Raw genomic sequence first — 20,184 nt, 5'->3', positions numbered from 1 at the left:
GCCCCTTATTACTTATTGATATTTTGGTATATCAAGATAAAGCTGATAACTTGTTAATTGGTTATACATTTTCATAAAGTTATTTGTCTGTTTTTCTGCCCAACCTACATCTGTTGCGTATTGATGTGTTGCAGGATTTGCAGGGTTCCAACGCATTTTATAGATGGTATCTTGTCCATATCCATTATAAACATACTTATCAGCAACGAACTTGGCACCACCAATAATAGCATCTTCCGGAGTAAACCAACCTTGCTCGTATGCAAACTTCGAAGCATTTGCAGTAGCGTTCCCATCATTAGCGTTTATTCCAAACATATTATATACCATATAAGTTTTACCGTTTGGTGCTGTGTAATTCACACCAGTTGCTAAAGGAGAAGTGCCGTTTCCAGTTTCTAAAAGTGCATGAGAAACTAGATATACTTCATTAATACCTACTAGTTTACTACCTTGAGAGAATGCTTCTCCCTTCCCTTCTAAAATACCCTTGCCTTCTAACAGCTTGTTTAATTCAGAAGGATTAGCACCTGCATACTTAGATAGTAGAACAAATTGATACATAGACTTTGTTGTTAAATCAAAATTAATAGGATCTACATATTCTCTAACATCTGACTCATACGCAGCACTAAAGCCACCAAAGATATGAGTAGGGTATTCTACTTTGTACCAGCCGTTACCAGCATAATCTACAATTGTTAAAGTCTTACCATATGGTACAGTATTATAAACAAATGTTGAAGAGTTAGAATTAGGCGCTTCCCGTAAATTAACTCCGGATGTACTCTTTACAACTGCCTGTTTTGGATACGTGTCTTTTACTTCTGTAGCAGATATCAAGTAACCCGCAACATATGCATATTGAATTCGATACTTGTCTGTTTGCGGATTGACTTTCATTTGCTTCTCTACCATATAGTCAAGAGAATAATCATAGTTTGTATATGTTACTTCTTTATAGATTCCGCCTAGGGCATCATCTTTTTTCACATAACCTACACGACCAGCCAATATAATGCCCCACCACTTTGTTCCTTCACTGATTACAGGATAACTTTGACCTTCTTTAATTGTACCAAACGGTGTTAAAGGAGTGGTTGTATTATCCATTACTTCTAAATCCTTTAAGGCTGTAAAAGTTTTCTTAGTGTTTTTATATTTCGTATTCAAGTTGTTAATATTTCCACCATTATCCGGAATAGTCCCCTCTTTTGGGACATAAGCTTTAAAATCACCGAATTCGATTTGATGCCAACTTGTGTAGTTACCGGTTCTTTCATATGATTGGTTCTTTGTTACTAATCCGACCTGTACTAATTTACCAGAACGATTATCATAGATAGGTAGACTCTCTTCTTCTACCTTAAAGAACCTATCATTTTCAGTAAACTCTTTTATTGCATTACTCTTACGAATATATCCAATTCTTCCGGCCACCTCAAACGAGTACCAACTTGTATATTCCTTAATTAGTTTATAAGATTTATTACTTCTTACAACAGCGAAAGGAACTAGTGGGCCAGGCTTTGTATTATCATATACTACTGAATCCCAGCGAGGTGTTATGGATATATTAGTTGCTTTTCCATCTCCTAAATTTTTAATGGCAGAACCTTTTGAAGGCGTAGTTGAGGTAGAGCGAACATACCCTGTAATTCCTCCAAACTTAATACCATGCCAACCTGAATATTGTTGAGTACGTGGATATTCTTGTCCATTATACAAATAACCGATTACGTTTGAAGCATCATCACGACTTGAGTAGACTGGTAACTTTAATCCGTCACTAACAACTTTAAAATAGTTATCTGTACTAAAGAAATTTGTCTTAACATCTGTTTTCCTTACATAACCCACACGACCGGAAACTAGTACACTATACCAGCTTGTATATTCTTTGATGACAGTATGTTCTACACCTTTTACTAGTGTTGCATACTTGACGAGATTTCCACTGGAATTGTCGTAAACTGGAGTACTTTTCAAAGTAGTAATGGTTCTAGTTCCCTGTACTAGACTATTCGCCGCATACTCATTTTGAATTAACCTTTCACTTGGGACGGTTCCTTCTTTTGGAACATATGCATAGTAATCACCAAATGTAATTTGATGCCAACTTGTGTAATCTCTAGTTCTTGGAAAGACCTGTCCTTTAGTTAGGTACCCAACAAGTTTTAATGAAGAGGAACGGTTATCATAGATCGGAATGTTATCCTCTGTTACTTTAAAGTACTTAGTATCTTTAGAAAATACAGGGGCTTTGGTTTCCACAGCCAGTTTTAATTGAGCTCGCTCAATATTTTCTGTTTCCTTTTTAGCCTCCTGTTCCACTTTTTCATCTTCTACTACTTCAATATGATCTTTGTCAGGTGTTTCTATTTCTGCCTGCTCATTAGTCTGCTCCTGATCGTGATCGTCTGTTAGAGTAGCTTCAGATTCTTCCTCAATAACTTCCTGTTCAGTGCTTCCCTCAGGCATATCAATATCTTCATTGAGACCAGCGTCTTCATTATTAGTAGTTGTCTCCTCTTGATCTGCATCTTGAGATAAGTAATAGTCACTGTATTCCGCACGATCAATTAAGTACTCTACTCCACCTACTAAAATATAAAAATAGTCATCATCTAATTTACTTACTAACAAAGTCGACCCGGGACTAATAGTACCTATTTCTTTCTTCGATTGATCCAAAAAAGGAATTGGTTCATCTTTTGCTTCAATCACACCGATTAATTCAGAATCTACTTCCAGATAGTTGTAATTAGCTAAAACGTCTTGTTCCTGAACAGGTATAATAGCTGCTTCAGTTTGAACAGTTGCGTTCTCCGTTCCCCACTGTATAGCAACTTCTCCTTCTTCAAAAGATGTACTAATTGTATAAAAAGTAGTATCTTTGTGTAAAAATCCTAGCTGTTCACCTTTACTATCCAATATTTTAGATTCACCTGATACATTAATAAGTATAGGCTCTTGTTCTTGTTCATCCATCACTGCTAATAGGCTGGATGGAAAACTTGATACTACCAATAAAGTAACAAGCACCCATACTATACTCCTGGTTAAAAAGTTCTGTTTCACAATGTCCTCCTTTTTCTATTAATCTCAAATACCCAACTATTATATTATGACATGAATATTAACTTAACAAGACAAAAATCCTCATTTTATTTGGAAATATGAGGTTTTTTTCATTATTCCTCTTCTATTAATAAAAGAGTCTAGCATTTTACTAGACTCTATATATCTATCGGCTATTTCTATTTTTATAAGCTTCATCTGCCAGCATAATTCCAATTGCTTTATTTTCTGTCCAAATTGAATCAAAGCTCTTGATGGGAACTGGACGTGGTCCAACATATGGAGAAATTTCTGGTGTGAAAGCTGGCTTTAAATGAGACGAAATAAACCAATCTGTAAATCCGCCGCCACTTGGGTTGGATTTTGGAGTAACAAGTGCATAACCAGTTTTACTCTTGATCATTTCTGCAATTTCACGGTCTCTTTTTGTTCTTTCTGCTCCTTGCTTGAAATGCCAATATAAAATTTCACCAGAAGAGTGATAAGATACAGATGTTTTAAAATTCCTAGTATTTGTAAAGTCATACATAGCTTTTGACTCTGGCTCACTTAAAGGTTTAGGACCTTTATAGTTTTGAGGAGCCGGCTTTCCTGGATTTGAAACAATATTATTCCACCCAGCTGGATATTGACGGTTTAAATCAACACCTCTTACATTGGCTTTCCAAGCAGAAAAGTCTGTGTTCCCACCGTTAATCTTCAGAACTTGGGATGAATTTTTTGCTGATTTATGTCCCTGTTGTACTAATGTTACACCATCTGGGTTAACCATTGGCACAAACCAGATCGAAGCTTTATCTAATATACTTCTGACAGCATAGCCATCAATCTTGGAATTCTTAACATAACATTGTGCATATTGATCTATCATTTCCATCACAATATTTGTTGTCAAATACTCTCTTGCATGATGAGAACCATTGATCAAAATCTCCGTGCTGCCTTTTCCAAGTTTTACAGCATAAATATTACGACCATCTACTGACTTCCCAATAACCTTTTTTGTTGCTAGATCGGGATATGTTGCCACAATTTCATCAATATCCTTCACCATTTGATTATATGAATAGACAACTCTTGGGTTAACTAAATCTTTTGCAGTAGCAGATTTAATAGAAACCTGACTCTTCTTTACAAAACCATAACGATCTCCGAAGTTTACCTTTACGTAACTACCTCGATCTTCAACATAAGAATATTCAACATTGGGACTTATAGAAGCAAAAGGAACTAACTTCTTTCCAACATAGTAGTATATAGCTGTTAGTTTTTTTGTTTTAAACGAACCAACTGAACCATATTTGTTTGAAGAATTGCGATACGTTTTGTTAAGTACAGGAGTCGTTAGATCTTTTGCTACAAACGCTCGTTTGTTCCCATATTGGATTTCATGCCAGCTCGTATAGTCCTTCGTTCGATGATAAACTTCACTTGAACGTAAATAGCCAACTACCTTAAGTGTCTTTCCACTATTGTCGTATACCGGAACATTGGCTTTCACTGATGTAAAGTACTCAATGCCTTTGGAGAACTCAATCTCAGTGTCACTTTTTCGGATATATCCAATACGCCCTGAGAGATCAACTTTAATCCATTTACCATGATCACTAATAATAGGGTATTTAGTCCCTTTATATAATTCCGCAAACTCTACCAATGATGACGAAGTATTATCATAAACATAAGTGTCTTTAGAAATAGTTACTGTATATTTGCTATTTTCAAAGCTATTATTCTCATTTTTTAACAAGTCCCCTGATGCTGGGCGTGTTTCTTTTTTATTGACAAAAATTGTACCATTACCAAATTTAACTTCATGCCAACTTGTATAATCAGCAATACGAGGATAAACCTGTCCATTTATGAGTTTTGTTACTTCAATCAGTTTTCCATTAACTTTTTTATACCCAACAACATTATCACCTGTGACCTCAAAGTATTCATGACTAGGAGAAAATTCAGCATTTACATTTTTCTTTTGGACATAACCAATTCGCCCTGAAAGATCAACTGCGTACCATTCTGAATATTCTTTAAGTACAGGCAAACGAACCCCTTTATTGATGGATGCAATATTTAATTTAGCGCTATTGTAATGATCATACACCGCTGTATTAACTTTAAATGTTATAAATTGTTTATGTGAGCTAATTGAGCCTACTTTGTTATTACTAAAAGAAACCTGAGAAGGTATTGTTCCTTGTTTTGGAACATATGCAACTTTCCCCCCAAGAGATACCTCATGCCAGCTTGTATAATCTCTTGTACGCTCATAAACTTGTTTACCCTTCAATGAAGCAATTAGTTGTAATTCCCCATTTTTCTTTTCATATACAGGAAGATTCTCTTCTACAACTTTGAAATAGGCATCTGTTTTTTTAAACAAAACGTTAGAGGAGCTTGTTTTAGGCTCTATCACGTCTTCTTCCTGACTTAGAACCTCTTTCGTCACTTCATTTTGTTCTTGTTCTGCAATCTCTTCCGTATGTTCTAACTCTTCTTCGATTATAACGTTTTTGTTATCTACGCCTTCATCATCAACTACTGTATTTGCTATTTGCTCTGTTGCATTTGAGAGATCTGTTTCTTTACTTTCCTTATGGATTATAACCTCTTCATTGAATAGATAAGAAAGGAAATATTCTTCTAGCTCCTCTTGAATAAAAAAGGTTGAACCTGTTTCAAGAGTTGCAAGTTGCTCTCCTTCAATAGTACTAACTACTAAAGGACTATCCGCAGTCCACACAAGGTCATCTAAATCGCCTTCAATAATTGTTGTAGCAGGACTTGGTAGAACTTCTTTTACATCTTCCTGATCAATTAAAACTTGATTTCCAAACCAGTCAATAAATAAGTCATTCCCCTTTTTAAACCCTGCAATTTTTGCATCTTTTAAAATAGTTCCTAATCGATTATCTTCTGAATCTTTGATCAATACATCACCATTCACAATGATATAAACAGGTGTTTGCTCTTCTTGATTTAGTTCCATAGCATCTGCTTCTTGAATCGGAATACCAGAAACAAATATAGAAAATATAATAAAGAGCACCACTAATTTGGTAGCTAATTTGGTAACCAATTTGGACATAATCTATCAATCTACCTCCTTTTTCGACACATACACTCTATTATAATATGAATAAAATAATAGTAAAGTCTTAGCTGAGGAAAAAAAAGGAATAATCCTGTGCTACACACAAAGATTATTCCTAGTTTCCTTATTTAGCTGGTTGATCAAACTGATACATGTCACCCGTTAAATTATTTGAGTTGTATAATATAATGACAACATCAAAGCTACTTGTTTCAAGCAAATCATTAACTGACCTTTTCTTATCATACCTAGGGTCAAACACAGTTGTCTGCTTAAATAGAGAAGCAATATGCGGAACAAGGGGGTTAGCATATGAATCCTTTATCAATAAGGCACGAGTCTCATTATTCACTTCTTCATTTACAATATTTAGTTCCGGATAATTATTCGCATACGTATCATGGTACTCCAACTTACTATGTTTTGTTTGAAGACCTGTTGCATAGTATTCCGAATATGCCATTTTATTCTTCTCCGAAATACTCCCATTATAATAGTCCATTTCAGCCAGGGAGAATTCTTTGGGTTGATAATAGCAAGCTCGATCGTCATTCGCATCCACAAGCATATGGAGATTTCGGTTCCAACTACCTATTAACTCTCTTCCTTTTTCGCAAGAGAAAGTATAATTCTCTTCCACATTTAATTCCTTTTTAATTGGTTGAGTTTTACTAACTTCCTCAATTAGCGATCCAAATCCAAAAAAAGCCCCCTTTATATTCCAATGGTGATCTGTCTTAAAGTAATAGTCTTTCTTTTTCTCAAAGGATACTTCTTTATTTAGCTTCTTTGACACATTAACACCATTAACCAAGTTGGGATTGAGGTTTGAAAGCAAATAGTCGGTGCTTTCTATTCCTTTTCCTCTAGGTACAAATGAAGGAAGCAATTCTGCCATCTCAAAAACTTTTGCCGGCATTGGGAAATAATAGAGTTCTGTCCCTTTTTCTTGCAGCCTTGTTCCTAGTGTATTTAAAGCTGCTGCTGAAGCATTTAGTTCTTCCTTTTTCAAGGTATTAGAAGGCTGAGCCATAATCCAGTTATCTTTTGTGACATGATAGCCATTCACATAGGTTTTGTTCATCATCATTTCCCAGATAGTATAAAGCTTTACCCACTGATCACGTCCAAAAAATTGATCAGTGAAATATGCTTCAAACTCCTTGAAATATTCTCCAGATAAAACAGAATCCTTTGTTAGATCTGGAAACTGAGCTAACCCTCTATTCTCCAGCTCTGAGATCTCTCGATCAGGAGTAGCCATGGAAAAATAGCTTAATCCAAAGATAAAGAACAGAAATAATATTGGCAATAAAAAATGTTTCAGTTTCATATTTCAACCTCCCCTAAAATCGGAAGTAAATAAACGGGTTATAAGTAGAATTTACTAAATACATAGTGATTATAATCATTAATATGAGATACATACTACTGCTCACAACATCTCTTACAAGTCTAAGGAGCATATTCTTTTCTGCTATTATGTTGATAGTACCAGCAATTTTAGGGTATACAGGTGTACTGAACAAAATTCCCAATAGAAAAACAAACCAATAATCAGCTAAATACAAGAATGTTTCCTGGTTAAGGTGTATGTCACCTCCTCCTCCAAACATAATTTGGATATAATCAAATGAATAAGTGAAATTATCTGCCCTAAAAAATACCCATCCAACCATAAAAATTAAAATAACATAAGCATGCTGCAAAGGTCTCCACGTAGACCTAATTAGCTTTTCTAATCCAAGCTTCTCTAAAGAGATAATGACACCATAATAAAACCCCCAAGCCATAAACGTCCAACTTGCTCCATGCCAGAATCCCGTTACAGTCCAAACAATTAATAGATTTCGGTAAATCTTAAATGTACTAACTCGATTTCCACCAAGAGGAATGTACAGGTAATCCTTAAACCAAGTACCTAAGGATATATGCCATCTTCTCCAAAATTCCGAAATGCTTCTAGATATATATGGATAGTTAAAGTTTTCTTCGAATTCAAAGCCAAACATCTTACCTAGTCCAATGGCCATATCACTATACCCGGAGAAATCGAAGTAAATTTGTAATGTATAAGCAATAATTCCAATCCACGCTGTTCCTGTTGTTAAGCTTTCAGCAGGTAAAGCGAATATTTCATCAGCGATTCCGCCAAGCGGGTTTGCAATTAATACTTTCTTGGCTAAACCAAGGATAAAACGACTCACTCCATCAGAAAACTTTGAAAAAGACGTGATTCTTTTTTTGATTTGATCAGCTACTGTATTGTAACGGACAATTGGACCAGCAATTAATTGTGGGAATAAGGAAATATAAAGAGATAGATCTAATAAATTTCTTTGTGCCGGTGCGTCCTTTCGGTAAACATCAACTACGTAACTCATTGCCTGGAAGGTGAAAAAGGAAATTCCTATTGGCAATGGTATAGGATCCATCTCTATCGACAGATGAAAGAGCTCATTTAAATTGGCAACAATGAAGTTCATATACTTAAAAAAGCCTAAAATAATTAGATTAACAATCACTGCAATAGATAAAAAGAACTTCTTCTTCCTATTAGAAGAACCGAACTCCACAAGTAAACCGAATAGATAGTTAATAAAGACAGAAAAAAGCATTAATAAGACATACTTAGGTTCTCCCCAAGCATAAAAAACCAAGCTTGCCAGTAATAAAATCGTGTTTCTTAACTTTTGTGGCGACAGGAAATAAATCACTAAAACAATAGGCAGAAATAAAAACAGAAACACCAAGTTACTAAAAACCATGTACTCTTCTACCTCTTTCATTAAAACTTAGACATAAAGTAAGACACCTATCTCATTCCTATCTGAATAAATGCCCTACCGAAAAATACTTTCATTTTTCCAATTTACTATATACCTCAAGATATCGCTTACTTAATATAGCCCAATCCCGATTCTTTACCACCCATTCTCTACTAGCTATTCCTAGATCAGTATAATGAGGAGCCTTCTGAAGGCATTCTTTCAATGACGCTACATTTTCAGCTTCGAACATTAACCCTGTCTTGCCTTCTATGACCATCTCATGTAAAGCCGGAATATTACTGACAAGTGCTAATTTTCCCATAGCCATAACCTCAAATGGCTTTAACGGTGTTACTAATCGACAAACTTTTGCATTAATTCTAGGGAAAGGAAAAATATCAATTACAGAATAAAAATCCTTTACCTCTGTATGTGGGACTCTACCTACAAAACTGACAATATCCGAGATCTTAAGTGTATCTGCAAGTTCTCTTAATCGTGGTAATGCCGGTCCATCACCCACTAATAGAAAATGAATGTTTGGCTGTTCCTTTTTTAATAAAGATATAGCAGAAAACAGATCACTGAGTCCTTCGTACTTGGTAACAGACCCGATAAATCCGAAAACAATCTTATCTTCCAGCTGATATCGTTTTATAAGCTCCTGATTCTTTTCTTGAGGAGTAAACACCTTTGTATCTACACCATTCGGAACGATATCAATCTTATGACGGTCAACTCCTAGTGTAATAAGATGTTCAGCTAAACTTTCTCCAATTGCAACAACACGATCTGCGATTTCACAGCAGTGTACTTCATATTTTTGCTGCATGCAATACCGTTCCGAATCATCGAATTCAGGAATTTTACTGGCAGTCGAATCCTGCCAAAGGCCTCTAACCTCATAAACAGTTGGAATACCCACTTTCTTAGCTACTACTAAGGCAGGTAGTGCATTTTGAAAATTTGATGCAGCATGCACAATTTTAGGTCTCACTTTGTTAAGAAGCAACAAAAATTCATCTGCGTATGCATTAAAATATTCACTTAAAGGTACCACATTAAGTTTCATCTTATTGTTTGGATTATGTAATCGATAGTGCCTAACTCCATCGATCACTTCAAATTCAGTACTTCCAACCTTTGGCCTTACTGGCCAACCGAGCTTTGTTACAACACTTGGTTCAAGACCTAATTCTATTTGATGCTGAACAATTTCTTTGCTTCGAATTGTGTAGCCATTAATTTCCGGCAATGATTTATTATGAACATGCAATATACCTGACTCACCTTGGATGGAATCAGGCTTTCGATTCCACGTCCACAACTTCTCATCTAATATAACCTCATCTTGTGCAATGTTATATTCTGTTTTAAAAGCACCTACTAATAAACGCCTTAACTTCTTTAGATATTTTACTTTTTCTCTTAGATTCCCCATTCGATGGTGAATGCTTGTAACCTTTCGTAATAGAAAGGGATCATATGAATGAAGTTTTAAAGCTTCATTAGCGAGACTGAGTGATAAACCATACTTTTCCTTTTCATAAGCATAATCAACTAATTTCATAAAAACCTGATATTGCTTTTGACTGTTTTTTATTAAGGATAAAAGCTCTTCTTCTTGTTTTCCTTGATCAATAAAAAATTTCCCTTTTACCACAAGATAGTTAGATGCATTTATCGGCTTCTCTTCCAATAGGGTAAATAGTTTGTCGTCTAAGGGCAAAGAAGCATCATAATGATAAAAAACCTGAACAAGAGATTGCACAATTTTTCCCCGTAATATCGGTTTTTGGTTCACTTTATGTAGAAAAGAATGCAGTTTATCATGAGTCAAATCTTCCATATTTAAATACTGATAAAATGATACATAAAATTCATTTTCACTAAGCACGTCAAGAAATTCATTACTCATAATATCTATAAAATCATTAAATACAAGCCGCTCTACTCTTTGCTCTTCTTGTGGAGTAATAGTATGTACCTTTAACAATTTTAACAACATATCTTTTAAAATAAGAGAACGCTCTCCTTTTTCATAAGCATCAATAAGCTTATGAAATCCTCGCTTGTATTCCTTCTTTTTTATAGCCTTATCCGCCTCATCTAAATCCTGAATAAAGCTATCAGCGAACAAGAATTGACCAGGACTTACGTTATTTAAAGATATAGCTTTGTCAATAAGTTTTTTATATGTAGTTATATCCTTATCCTTTTCAACCTTTTGAAGTAACTGTGAAAATACAAATAATTGATCAACACCAGATAGTTGTTCTAAGCGTTCAAATATCTTTTGGTTATCAACAAGTTCTATATCCTTATGACTAATCCTGTATATCTCTATTTCAAATATAGCAGCTAATCTTTCGTGGTTACTCCATGTACTTTTTAGGCTGGCATACAGTAAAAGTTCATGTTTCTCCTTTTCAGATAACCTACTTGTTGCTCTGTATTCTTCAAGTAAAGCAAGATAATGATCAACACTTCTCATGTGAAACAATATCTTTTCTTTCATCGCAAATAGAATATTATCTGTAGTTGGAATCGATTTAATTGCTTCCCATGCTTTTTCATAGAGACCTACTCGTAAATAAATGTCTGCATGTATCATTCTTTTTTCACGGTCATTTAAGCTAACAGATCTGGAAATTGCTTCAATAAAACTTTCTGTTTTGTTTGCTTTCAACACTTGAGGAATAAGTTGCTTAGCTCTTTCATACGGCTTACCACTTTCAAGATATAATCTTAAAAGTCGATTTTGAGCAGGATAATAATGATAGGATAAACTATAGATGAACCCTTTTGACAATAAATGAGGTTTCACATCCATTCCCTCCATTTAATGAAAAAGGAAAGCATCAGCTCTCCCTTTTCTACTCTACTATTATTGTTTTACATTTTGTTTAATTTCATTATATAAAGCTTGCAGCTTTTGTTTCTCATATTCCCAGGTATATACATATTGCTTAGCTTTGCAATTCGATACATAGGTATCATAGTTTTCTATCACATCTTGAATAGCTTTAGCAATTGAAACAGGATTCTCTTCAGTACAAATGCCTGTTTTTTCAACTTCAACAACATATTGTTTACCCGGGTGCTTTGAAGCAACTGTTGGTATGCCTGCCAGTAAATATTCAAAAATCTTATTTGGCGTTGAAAAATAATTATTTTTACTTGTATTCTCATACATTACTAGCCCTATATCTGCCTGTTTTGTATAATGCAGGACTTCTGAAGCTTTAACCTGAGGATGAAAGAAAACACGATCAGTCAACTTAAGCTCTTCTACTAAGGCTATGAGATTCGTTAATAATCTTCCTGTTCCCATTATCACAAGTTTAAACTTATCAGGCAAATAGGTTAAAGAGTTTATAATCAGCTCAATGCCTCTAAAAGGTGATAAGCCTCCTTGATAGATAAGAAAAATCTCGTTATTCTCAATACGATAGAACTCCCGCAAGTTTTTCACTACCATTGACCTTTTAGTTTGCAGAGTATTAATGGGTGTATTTTGAATAATAGTCGCCTTAATATGATCACCATACATTTTCTTGAATTCCTGTTCAACATATGGATTGACAACAATAAGATGGTCAATTTCTTTCATTAACTTTTTTTCCAGCCAATAACCGTACTTACGATCAACTTCGTTTCTACCGGCCATCTCATTAAATAGTTCGTGTGAATCATAGATCAGATACATATTATATTTTCGGGAGAGTTTTACCCCAGCTGAAAGAGTATTTAAATCGTGGCAATGAATAACATCCACTTGATCTTTCTTTTCAGTGAGATACTGATCACATTGTTTATAGAATTGATCATATGCCCACAAATCTTTGATTAATTTAACGACTGGTTGTTGAACAACCTTAAACAATATACTCTTTACTGAATGAGACCTATTTGTTGCAGACTTTGATTGACCTGCTAACTTCTGTTTAACAGCTTTTGTTGAGATTGAAAATCTCTTAATTGAAAGATGATCATGCAGTTTAGGAAGGTTTTCTTCATATTCCTTTAAACAAAGTATCTCGACTAGATGACCTTCTTCTGCAAGGGATAAAGCCTCCCTTTGAACTCTAGCATCATACAAAACATCCTTAAACAATAACATGGTTACATTCATTTCTTTTTAGCTGCCTCATTCATGAATTTCACATAATTTGTTACAACTTCATTTGCTTCTCCTACAGCCTTTTGCTCTCCTACATGAATCCATACACATCGATCACATAGTTCACGAACTAAGCTTGGAGAATGTGTCACAATAATAACCGTTCTATTCTGCTTAATTTTTTCCAGGATAGCTGTTTTGCTTTTTTCCCTAAAGGCTTGGTCACCTACACCCAATACCTCGTCAATTAGCAGAATTTCAGGGTCAATTGTTATGGCAATTGCAAATGCAAGTCTTGAACGCATACCAGAGGAATATGTTCGGACTGGCTCATGGACAAAATCGCCCAGCTCAGAGAATTCAATAATTTCATCCATCTTCTGGTCAATCTGTTCTTTTGTTTGTCCTAAAAGCAACCCATTTAAGTAGATATTTTCTATACCGGTTAAGTCCTGTTCAAAACCAGCACCTAATGACAAAAGAATTGGTCGCTTACCATGCTGAACAAATTCCCCTTTATCCGGAATAATCAATCCGCTTAGTATTTTAAGAAGTGTACTTTTTCCTGATCCATTCCGACCAATAACCCCTAGGACTTCCCCTTTTTTAACATCAAAATCCAGACCTTTCAATGCCCAAAAATCTGGTTTTTTCACTCTTTTTTTAAAAGGATTTCTCATAATTCCTTCCTGTTGACGAGGATAAGAAACCCATAAATCTTTTAATTCAATAATTGAATCGCTCATACTACATCACCTTAGCATATTCATTTTCGTATTTAAATAATAGACGTAATGCAAAGAATAAGACAACCATAGCAACGAGAACAATAATGCCTAGAGGCCCCCACATCGGTTCTGTACCGTGAATTAAGACATTACGATATGATTCTATGAAAGTCGTCATTGGGTTTAAGAAAAAGATCGCCACAAATTGCTTTGGCACGGTATCTAAGGTAAACATTACCGGTGATAAATAAAGCAGCATACGTGCTACATATTGCATGAAGTTTTTAATATCTTTAAAATAAATGCCTAAATGTGCGAACATGACCATCACTGGTAATAAAACAAGGGCATGTACAAGGACAATTATTGGAAAATATAACATTGATGCATGCAAAGGTACACCATAGATAGTCAAGAATAAAAATAAGACAACGGCACTAATAGCAAATTTAAACGTGTTTACTAACAGTCGAATAACCACAAATACAATCTTTGGAACATATATCTGTTTAATTATTCGTCCTTTCCCAGAGATCGCTGTAGTCGCATCAACTAAACAGGCAGTTGTCCATTTTAACGGAATTAACGCTGTAAATAAAATAATTGGATAATCTGGACCACCTCGTCCAAGTATGACATGAACAAGTAAATAGAAGATAGCCATATATAAAAGTGGATCTAAAACCCACCACAATATCCCTAGATAAGTTCTTGCTACCTTAGACTTCAAGTCAAAAACAGTTAAATAGCGAATAAGATCTCTATTTTCAAATATTTCATTAAAAAACTTTTTAAGTACATTCATAAAAAAGTTCCCCTAGCTTATGTTATGTTTTCTCATGCTCTCTTTTTAGTATGAGAATAAAATAAAAACATTTCTATACTAGCACATATTGCAAACAATTACATTAATCGTCACAATTTTATCAATATCATAAGTGTATCCAAAATGAGCAAAACTCATGATGATACTTATAATATAAAAAAGCAGGATTTCCTCCTGCCAATATCAATTTATCTACGATTAAGCATGGACACTAGAGTGTCCATGCAATTACTTTATTGATAAATTTTATTTGATTCTTTCTTCAACGCTTGGTATAAGGTACCAAAATTAATATAGTTAAATTCGTCAGAAGAATTTTTCACTACATTTTTCGTATCGAATATTTGCTTTGTATTCATACCTTTTAATTGATCCCAGTTTAATTCTTTAAACTCATTATGATCAGATAGAATAAGCACTAAATCTGATGATTGAACTGCTTCTTCCATATTACTAATAACAAAGTCTTTTTCAACATGTGGATCAAATGCACGGACTTCATATTTGCCTTCTTCTTTAAGAAGTTCAAGTATCTCCATTGCAGGACTCTCACGGATATCATCAACATTACCTTTGTAAGTTAAGCCAAATATAGTAACAACTTTTCCGTTTGCATTCTCCATTAATTTATTTACATTCTCAACAACGTAATGTGGCATTGAAACGTTAATTTCTCTTGAAAGATTAATTAACTTAGCTGTTTCTGGAGCTTTCGCCACAATAAAGTATGGATCAACTGCTAAACAGTGACCACCAACACCTGGCCCTGGAGTGTGGAGGTTAACACGTGGATGTTTATTAGCCATTTGAATAACATCTAAGGCATTAATATCCAATTCATTACACACTTTAGTTAACTCATTTGCTAATGCAATGTTCACATCACGGAAAGTATTTTCCATTAATTTAGACATTTCAGCTGTCTTAGCATCTGTACGGATAATTTCTCCTTTTACAAATGTGCTGTAAACCATTGCTCCCGCTTCCGTACATGCTGGAGTGATCCCCCCAACAATACGGTTATTATAAATTAACTCATGCATAATTTGACCAGGTAATACACGCTCCGGACAATGCACGAGGAAAATATCTTTTCCAACTACAAATCCTGCCTCTTCAACTAATGGTTTTACATGATCATCCATACTTCTTGGTCCAATTGTAGATTCTACAATTAATACATTTCCTTGCTGTAAGAATGGAATAACGTTTTTCACAGCACTTAGGACATAGTTTAAATCACATGATTTGTGCTCATCATCATTGTTCGGAGTTGGAACAGCAACAATAAATGCATCTGCTTTTTCTGGTTGTAAAGCTGCCTTGAATGTCCCCTTAGCAACTACTTCTTCTAAAGCCTCTTGTAATCCAGGCTCTTCTATATGAATTTTTCCAGCATTCAAAGAATCAATTACTTCCGGCTTTACGTCAACACCAACTACTTCTACATCATGCTTTGCAAACATTATGGATGTAGGTAGACCTATGTATCCTAGTCCTACTGTACAAATTTTCATTTATGGATCCCCACTTTCAATATACATATGGAAACTTTACCATTTAAATTTTGTTACTAAATACCAATTTCTAATTATATCACTTTTTGTCGACTGTTCAATTAAAATTAAATATTTTTTTCTTATTTGACATTTTCCCCTTAAATCCAAAGTTAATACATTCCTTTAAAGGTTTCGATTTTTAAATGTTTTTTTGAGGGTAAACTGATTAGCTAATTCTATCTTAGAATAGTTTGTGTTTTTTAAAATAAAAAAGAAGGAAATGATTAGTTCATTTCCCCTCCATTTTTACTTAAACTATATTTTTTCATTGACCAAGTCGACTATTTTAGCATACTCACCTTTGTTATAAAGTTTATTGAATTTATCAATTACTTCATCATAAACTTTCAATTGATCTTTATAAAGTGAGAAAATTTCATACAGTTTATCAATAGCCGGGCGTAAGTCTTCGTCTGCTACCCTTGTTAGTCGTTTCATATACCAATTTTTAAAGTAATAATTAAATCTTCGCTCCATATATGCTTTCATTAAGCCCTGGCGATTTAGGAAAGGAATTCTATGCTGTTCAAGTACTAAATACTTATCGAAAAACTTCTTTGTTATAGTATTCGTTACAGATCCTGTAACAGCCGCATAATAGATGTGAATATCCAAATCAACTGTCTTAATTTTTTGAGAGTTAAGCATCAATTCATGGAAGAATAAAGTATCCTGACCCGCAGCATTTAAAACCATCTTAATATCATTATTTTCAATGATTTCACGTTTCACCACTAAAGCTTGGATACTTTGTGCTTTTAGATTAGAATCGACTAGAAATTTCTTAGGATCTGTTATGACATCCCCCAGCGCAAATCTCATCGCTACTCTATGGAATGGTAGCTTTATCTTTTTCTCATTATCTAGTCGCACGATATCTCCGACCACCATATCAAAATCATTTTGAACAATAATGTCATAAAGCCTTTGATAACCATCATTTATAGCTTCATTATCTGGATCTAAATAAGTTACATATGGTGCAGTTGAAAGCTCAAAGCCTTTATTTCTTGCCCTTGAAGCACTTCCACTTCCTGAATCGTTAAAGAAGTAACTTCTTACATTTGGATAGTCCCGGCAAATACGGTGGATAAACATTTGCGTATCTCGATCTGATGAACCATCATCCACTAAGAGTATCTCCATTTTATCAAAAATGGTACTTCGACGTAGACTTAGAAAACATTTATTAAATAAATGATGACCATTGTTATAAACAGGTATAATAACTGAAAGATCAAACTCTGTTTGGTCAGGAGTACCGATTAACTGATCTTTATTTACAACTAACTCAAATGGATCAATACTATAACCATTTTTTAGTTTTGTTTGGCCATTTAAATTATTTAGTGTCTCAAGACTAAAAGAATCCTTCCAGAAAACAGTTCGATATTTATCCTTCATTTCGTTTACATAATCATGATTGTGACCTTCAACATACTGACTACCATCATAGAAGCTATCTTTCGTTACATAGTCAGAATCTGTATATTTAAAAGCATTGATCATATCTTCCAAATAAAATTCATGATATGCATTATCAGGGTTGAAATAGGCAATAATATCAAATTGACTAAACTTTTCTTCATTAAATTCACTTTCAAGAAACAATTCCTTATGTTGATAGGTCTGTACATCAAAATCTCTCTGCAGCTCCGGTGTAATGTCTTTGGCTAAAACCGCAACTTTTTTGACGATCGGTTTATGATCATATCCAACAAAATCCATCAAGAATTGAAGACGGTCAAAGGTTGTTTCAGATGACATCACTCTTCTTATCCCATAAACCTGCTGTTTATATAGCTCCTTCTCTGAGTATTGGTTTAAGATATACGGAACCTCTTCCTCATCGTTAATTAAAAAGACATTAGGAAATTTATTATTAATTCCTACACTATAATTTGATAAAATAAGATTCCCAATTGCCTGCAGCTCATAAACACGGTTAGCAAACATAGTTTCACTAAAAGTAACCGAGTTCAAATTTATTGACCAGTCGTAAAGCTTATGCAGCTTTTGAATATATTCATGTGAAATAGATGGAGATACATAAGGTAAATATGATTTTGGGAAGAAATAATTTGGATGATTTAATTCATAATTACGATCAATTATCTTCAGATCTCTTTTACCCGCTAATACACCATTAAAAATGGTTCGTGTTTCTTCTTGACGATGAGTATATTTTTGATACCATGAACCCGCAAAAAGAACTTCTTTTTTCTTTTCGACCTTCTTCATTCCTACAGGGTTGTGATAATAAGGATTAACCCCAAATTCTAATACGCTGACACGACTATGCCCACAATCCTTTTTATACGATTCCACGACTTCTTTTGCAGTCGTAAAAACATAGTCACAGTTTTGAGCAATTCCAATAAAACGCTCATAGTTTACAGGATCCTCTTTTGAGTAAAAGATGGTTTTAACTCCATCTTTTTTAAAAACCTCAAGAATATCAAAAAGCTCATTCCGAATCTTTTCAGATTTAGGATTAGCAAGACCCTTCCATCCCTCATCAATTCCTCTCCATGTGCTTGCAACAAAAATTAAATCTAACTTACCCTTGAACTCTTTATAGTTATCTCGTGTAATATAGATAAAATTTGCGATATCTTTATAAGAAGAGTATAAAAATTCATCAGCGATTATACCAATATTCACACTAAATTTATTGTAATACCTGCTGCCATTACTTGAAGGGATCTGGTCAAGAAGTGGTTTAACATTCTCAAAGAATGCTTTGTCGGCAACATCATCTCGGTATTTTAAATAATCTTCAACAGATTCAACAGCACCTGTTCGTACATACTTCATGAAATCATCAATTTTTTTCCCTGAATTTAAGAGCTTGATGATTTCTTTTTCATCATTTATACTTTCTGAAAGCTGCCTTCTCTTTTCTTGGACAAGTGATAGTCTATCCTCTATAGATGTAATATCCAATTTACTTCCCCCTGAATATACCTTTTTTAAATTTCCAATATTTAACTGCTAATTTACCAAGCTTAGAGTGGCTCAATGCATCATATTTCTTCGATAGTTTCTTATAGGATTTTAACAGCTTCTCTTCATATTTATAAGTGTCAATTAGTTCCTGTTGTAGGGTGATTTTGGCTTTTTTCTCTTCTATTAATGCTTGGGTAGCACTTTCCAATCTCTTCCGATCGTCTGAAATACTACTCTCTGTGATTTCTTTTAGACGATCAATTTCATCCTTTAACTCAGCAACAAAACTTGTATTTACAGCTTCTAAATTCGACATCTGCTGTTTATAATCCTCATTTTGTTTTTCTAATTCTTGTACTCGCTTTTTAAGCATACTTGCTTCTTTGTTATTAGCCCTTTCGATTTCTTCAAAAGCTTTTTCTGAATGAATTAATAGTTCACCGCCAAATTCCACAGCTTCATCCGAAGGGTGAAGCTTAAAAATTGCCCCTATCCATTTCCCAAAAAACTTCAGTTCAGTGATTTTCAAGTCACTGTCTTGTAAATCTAATAAGCCACTTAGGTAGTACGTTTTTTTATGATCAAAATAATCATTAACACCAAACGGTACGGTAACAATAACTTTTCCGTCTTCGGTTAAGAGACTTTTAGCATGAGTAAGAAAATCCTTTGGGTTTGTTAAATGCTCGAGAATTTCACCAAAAATAATTGTATCAAATTTCCTATCACCATAAGGATATGTAATAAAATTTGCATTCACAAAAGAAACAAGTTCTTTTGTTGGCTCCGCTTCTTTCTCTAACGTGCTACTAGCATATTCAATCGCTTCCTCTAATAGGTCAATTCCTAATACATTTTTACCTTCTCTCCCAAGTAAGATTGAAACAATTCCCTGGGAGCACCCTACATCTAAAACGTTTGGACCTTTTACTTCGCCACAAATCCAATTAATTCGGTTTCTTACCTTTTGCCCAAACGTAGTACCTAATTCATCAAAATACGCCTGGCTAACACGGTCTATAGGTTTTTTCACATCATACACTCCTATTT

Annotated in this window: 11 protein-coding genes; all 11 read right to left on the bottom strand. The window is 34.3% G+C overall.

What is annotated here, in order from left to right:
* Positions 1–12: 12 nt before the first annotated feature.
* On the bottom strand, positions 13–3,081 hold the full coding sequence (locus LC095_RS27145) for a glucosaminidase domain-containing protein (RefSeq protein WP_226529262.1): 3,069 nt from the start codon (positions 3,079–3,081) through the stop codon (positions 13–15).
* Between the two features lie 166 nt (positions 3,082–3,247).
* Entirely contained in the window at positions 3,248–6,172 is a 2,925-nt protein-coding gene (locus LC095_RS16975; protein ID WP_226529261.1) for a M14 family metallocarboxypeptidase, read from the bottom strand.
* 130 nt (positions 6,173–6,302) lie between these two features.
* Positions 6,303–7,511 (bottom strand): DHHW family protein, encoded by a 1,209-nt coding sequence (locus LC095_RS16970; protein WP_226529260.1) that lies wholly within the window; start codon positions 7,509–7,511, stop codon positions 6,303–6,305.
* 13 nt (positions 7,512–7,524) lie between these two features.
* Positions 7,525–8,946 carry an MBOAT family O-acyltransferase gene (locus tag LC095_RS16965; RefSeq protein ID WP_226529302.1) on the bottom strand — a complete coding sequence of 474 codons (1,422 nt, stop codon included), beginning with the start codon at positions 8,944–8,946 and terminating at the stop codon, positions 7,525–7,527.
* A gap of 91 nt (positions 8,947–9,037) precedes the next feature.
* Positions 9,038–11,776 carry a glycosyltransferase gene (locus LC095_RS27140; protein ID WP_226529259.1) on the bottom strand — a complete coding sequence of 913 codons (2,739 nt, stop codon included), beginning with the start codon at positions 11,774–11,776 and terminating at the stop codon, positions 9,038–9,040.
* 60 nt (positions 11,777–11,836) lie between these two features.
* Positions 11,837–13,084 carry a glycosyltransferase gene (locus LC095_RS16955; protein ID WP_226529258.1) on the bottom strand — a complete coding sequence of 416 codons (1,248 nt, stop codon included), beginning with the start codon at positions 13,082–13,084 and terminating at the stop codon, positions 11,837–11,839.
* Entirely contained in the window at positions 13,081–13,752 is a 672-nt protein-coding gene (locus LC095_RS16950; protein WP_413467508.1) for an ABC transporter ATP-binding protein, read from the bottom strand. Before LC095_RS16950 ends, LC095_RS16955 begins: the two co-directional genes overlap by 4 nt.
* A 67-nt stretch (positions 13,753–13,819) precedes the next feature.
* Positions 13,820–14,605, bottom strand: a complete 786-nt coding sequence (locus LC095_RS16945) for an ABC transporter permease (protein WP_226529256.1) — start codon at positions 14,603–14,605, stop codon at positions 13,820–13,822.
* A 254-nt stretch (positions 14,606–14,859) separates the two neighbouring features.
* Positions 14,860–16,143: a nucleotide sugar dehydrogenase gene (locus LC095_RS16940; RefSeq protein ID WP_226529255.1), complete on the bottom strand. Its 1,284-nt coding sequence runs from the start codon at positions 16,141–16,143 to the stop codon at positions 14,860–14,862.
* Positions 16,144–16,440: 297 nt separating this feature from the next.
* A complete protein-coding gene (locus LC095_RS16935) occupies positions 16,441–19,131 on the bottom strand; it encodes a glycosyltransferase (protein WP_226529254.1) in 2,691 nt (896 codons plus the stop codon).
* 1 nt (position 19,132) lies between these two features.
* A complete protein-coding gene (locus LC095_RS16930; protein WP_226529253.1) occupies positions 19,133–20,167 on the bottom strand; it encodes a class I SAM-dependent methyltransferase in 1,035 nt (344 codons plus the stop codon).
* Positions 20,168–20,184 lie beyond the last annotated feature (17 nt).

The sequence above is a fragment of the Metabacillus niabensis genome (genome assembly GCF_020524345.1).
GTDB lineage: Bacteria > Bacillota > Bacilli > Bacillales > Bacillaceae > Metabacillus > Metabacillus niabensis_B.
This window is presented reverse-complemented; position numbering and strand designations above follow the sequence as displayed.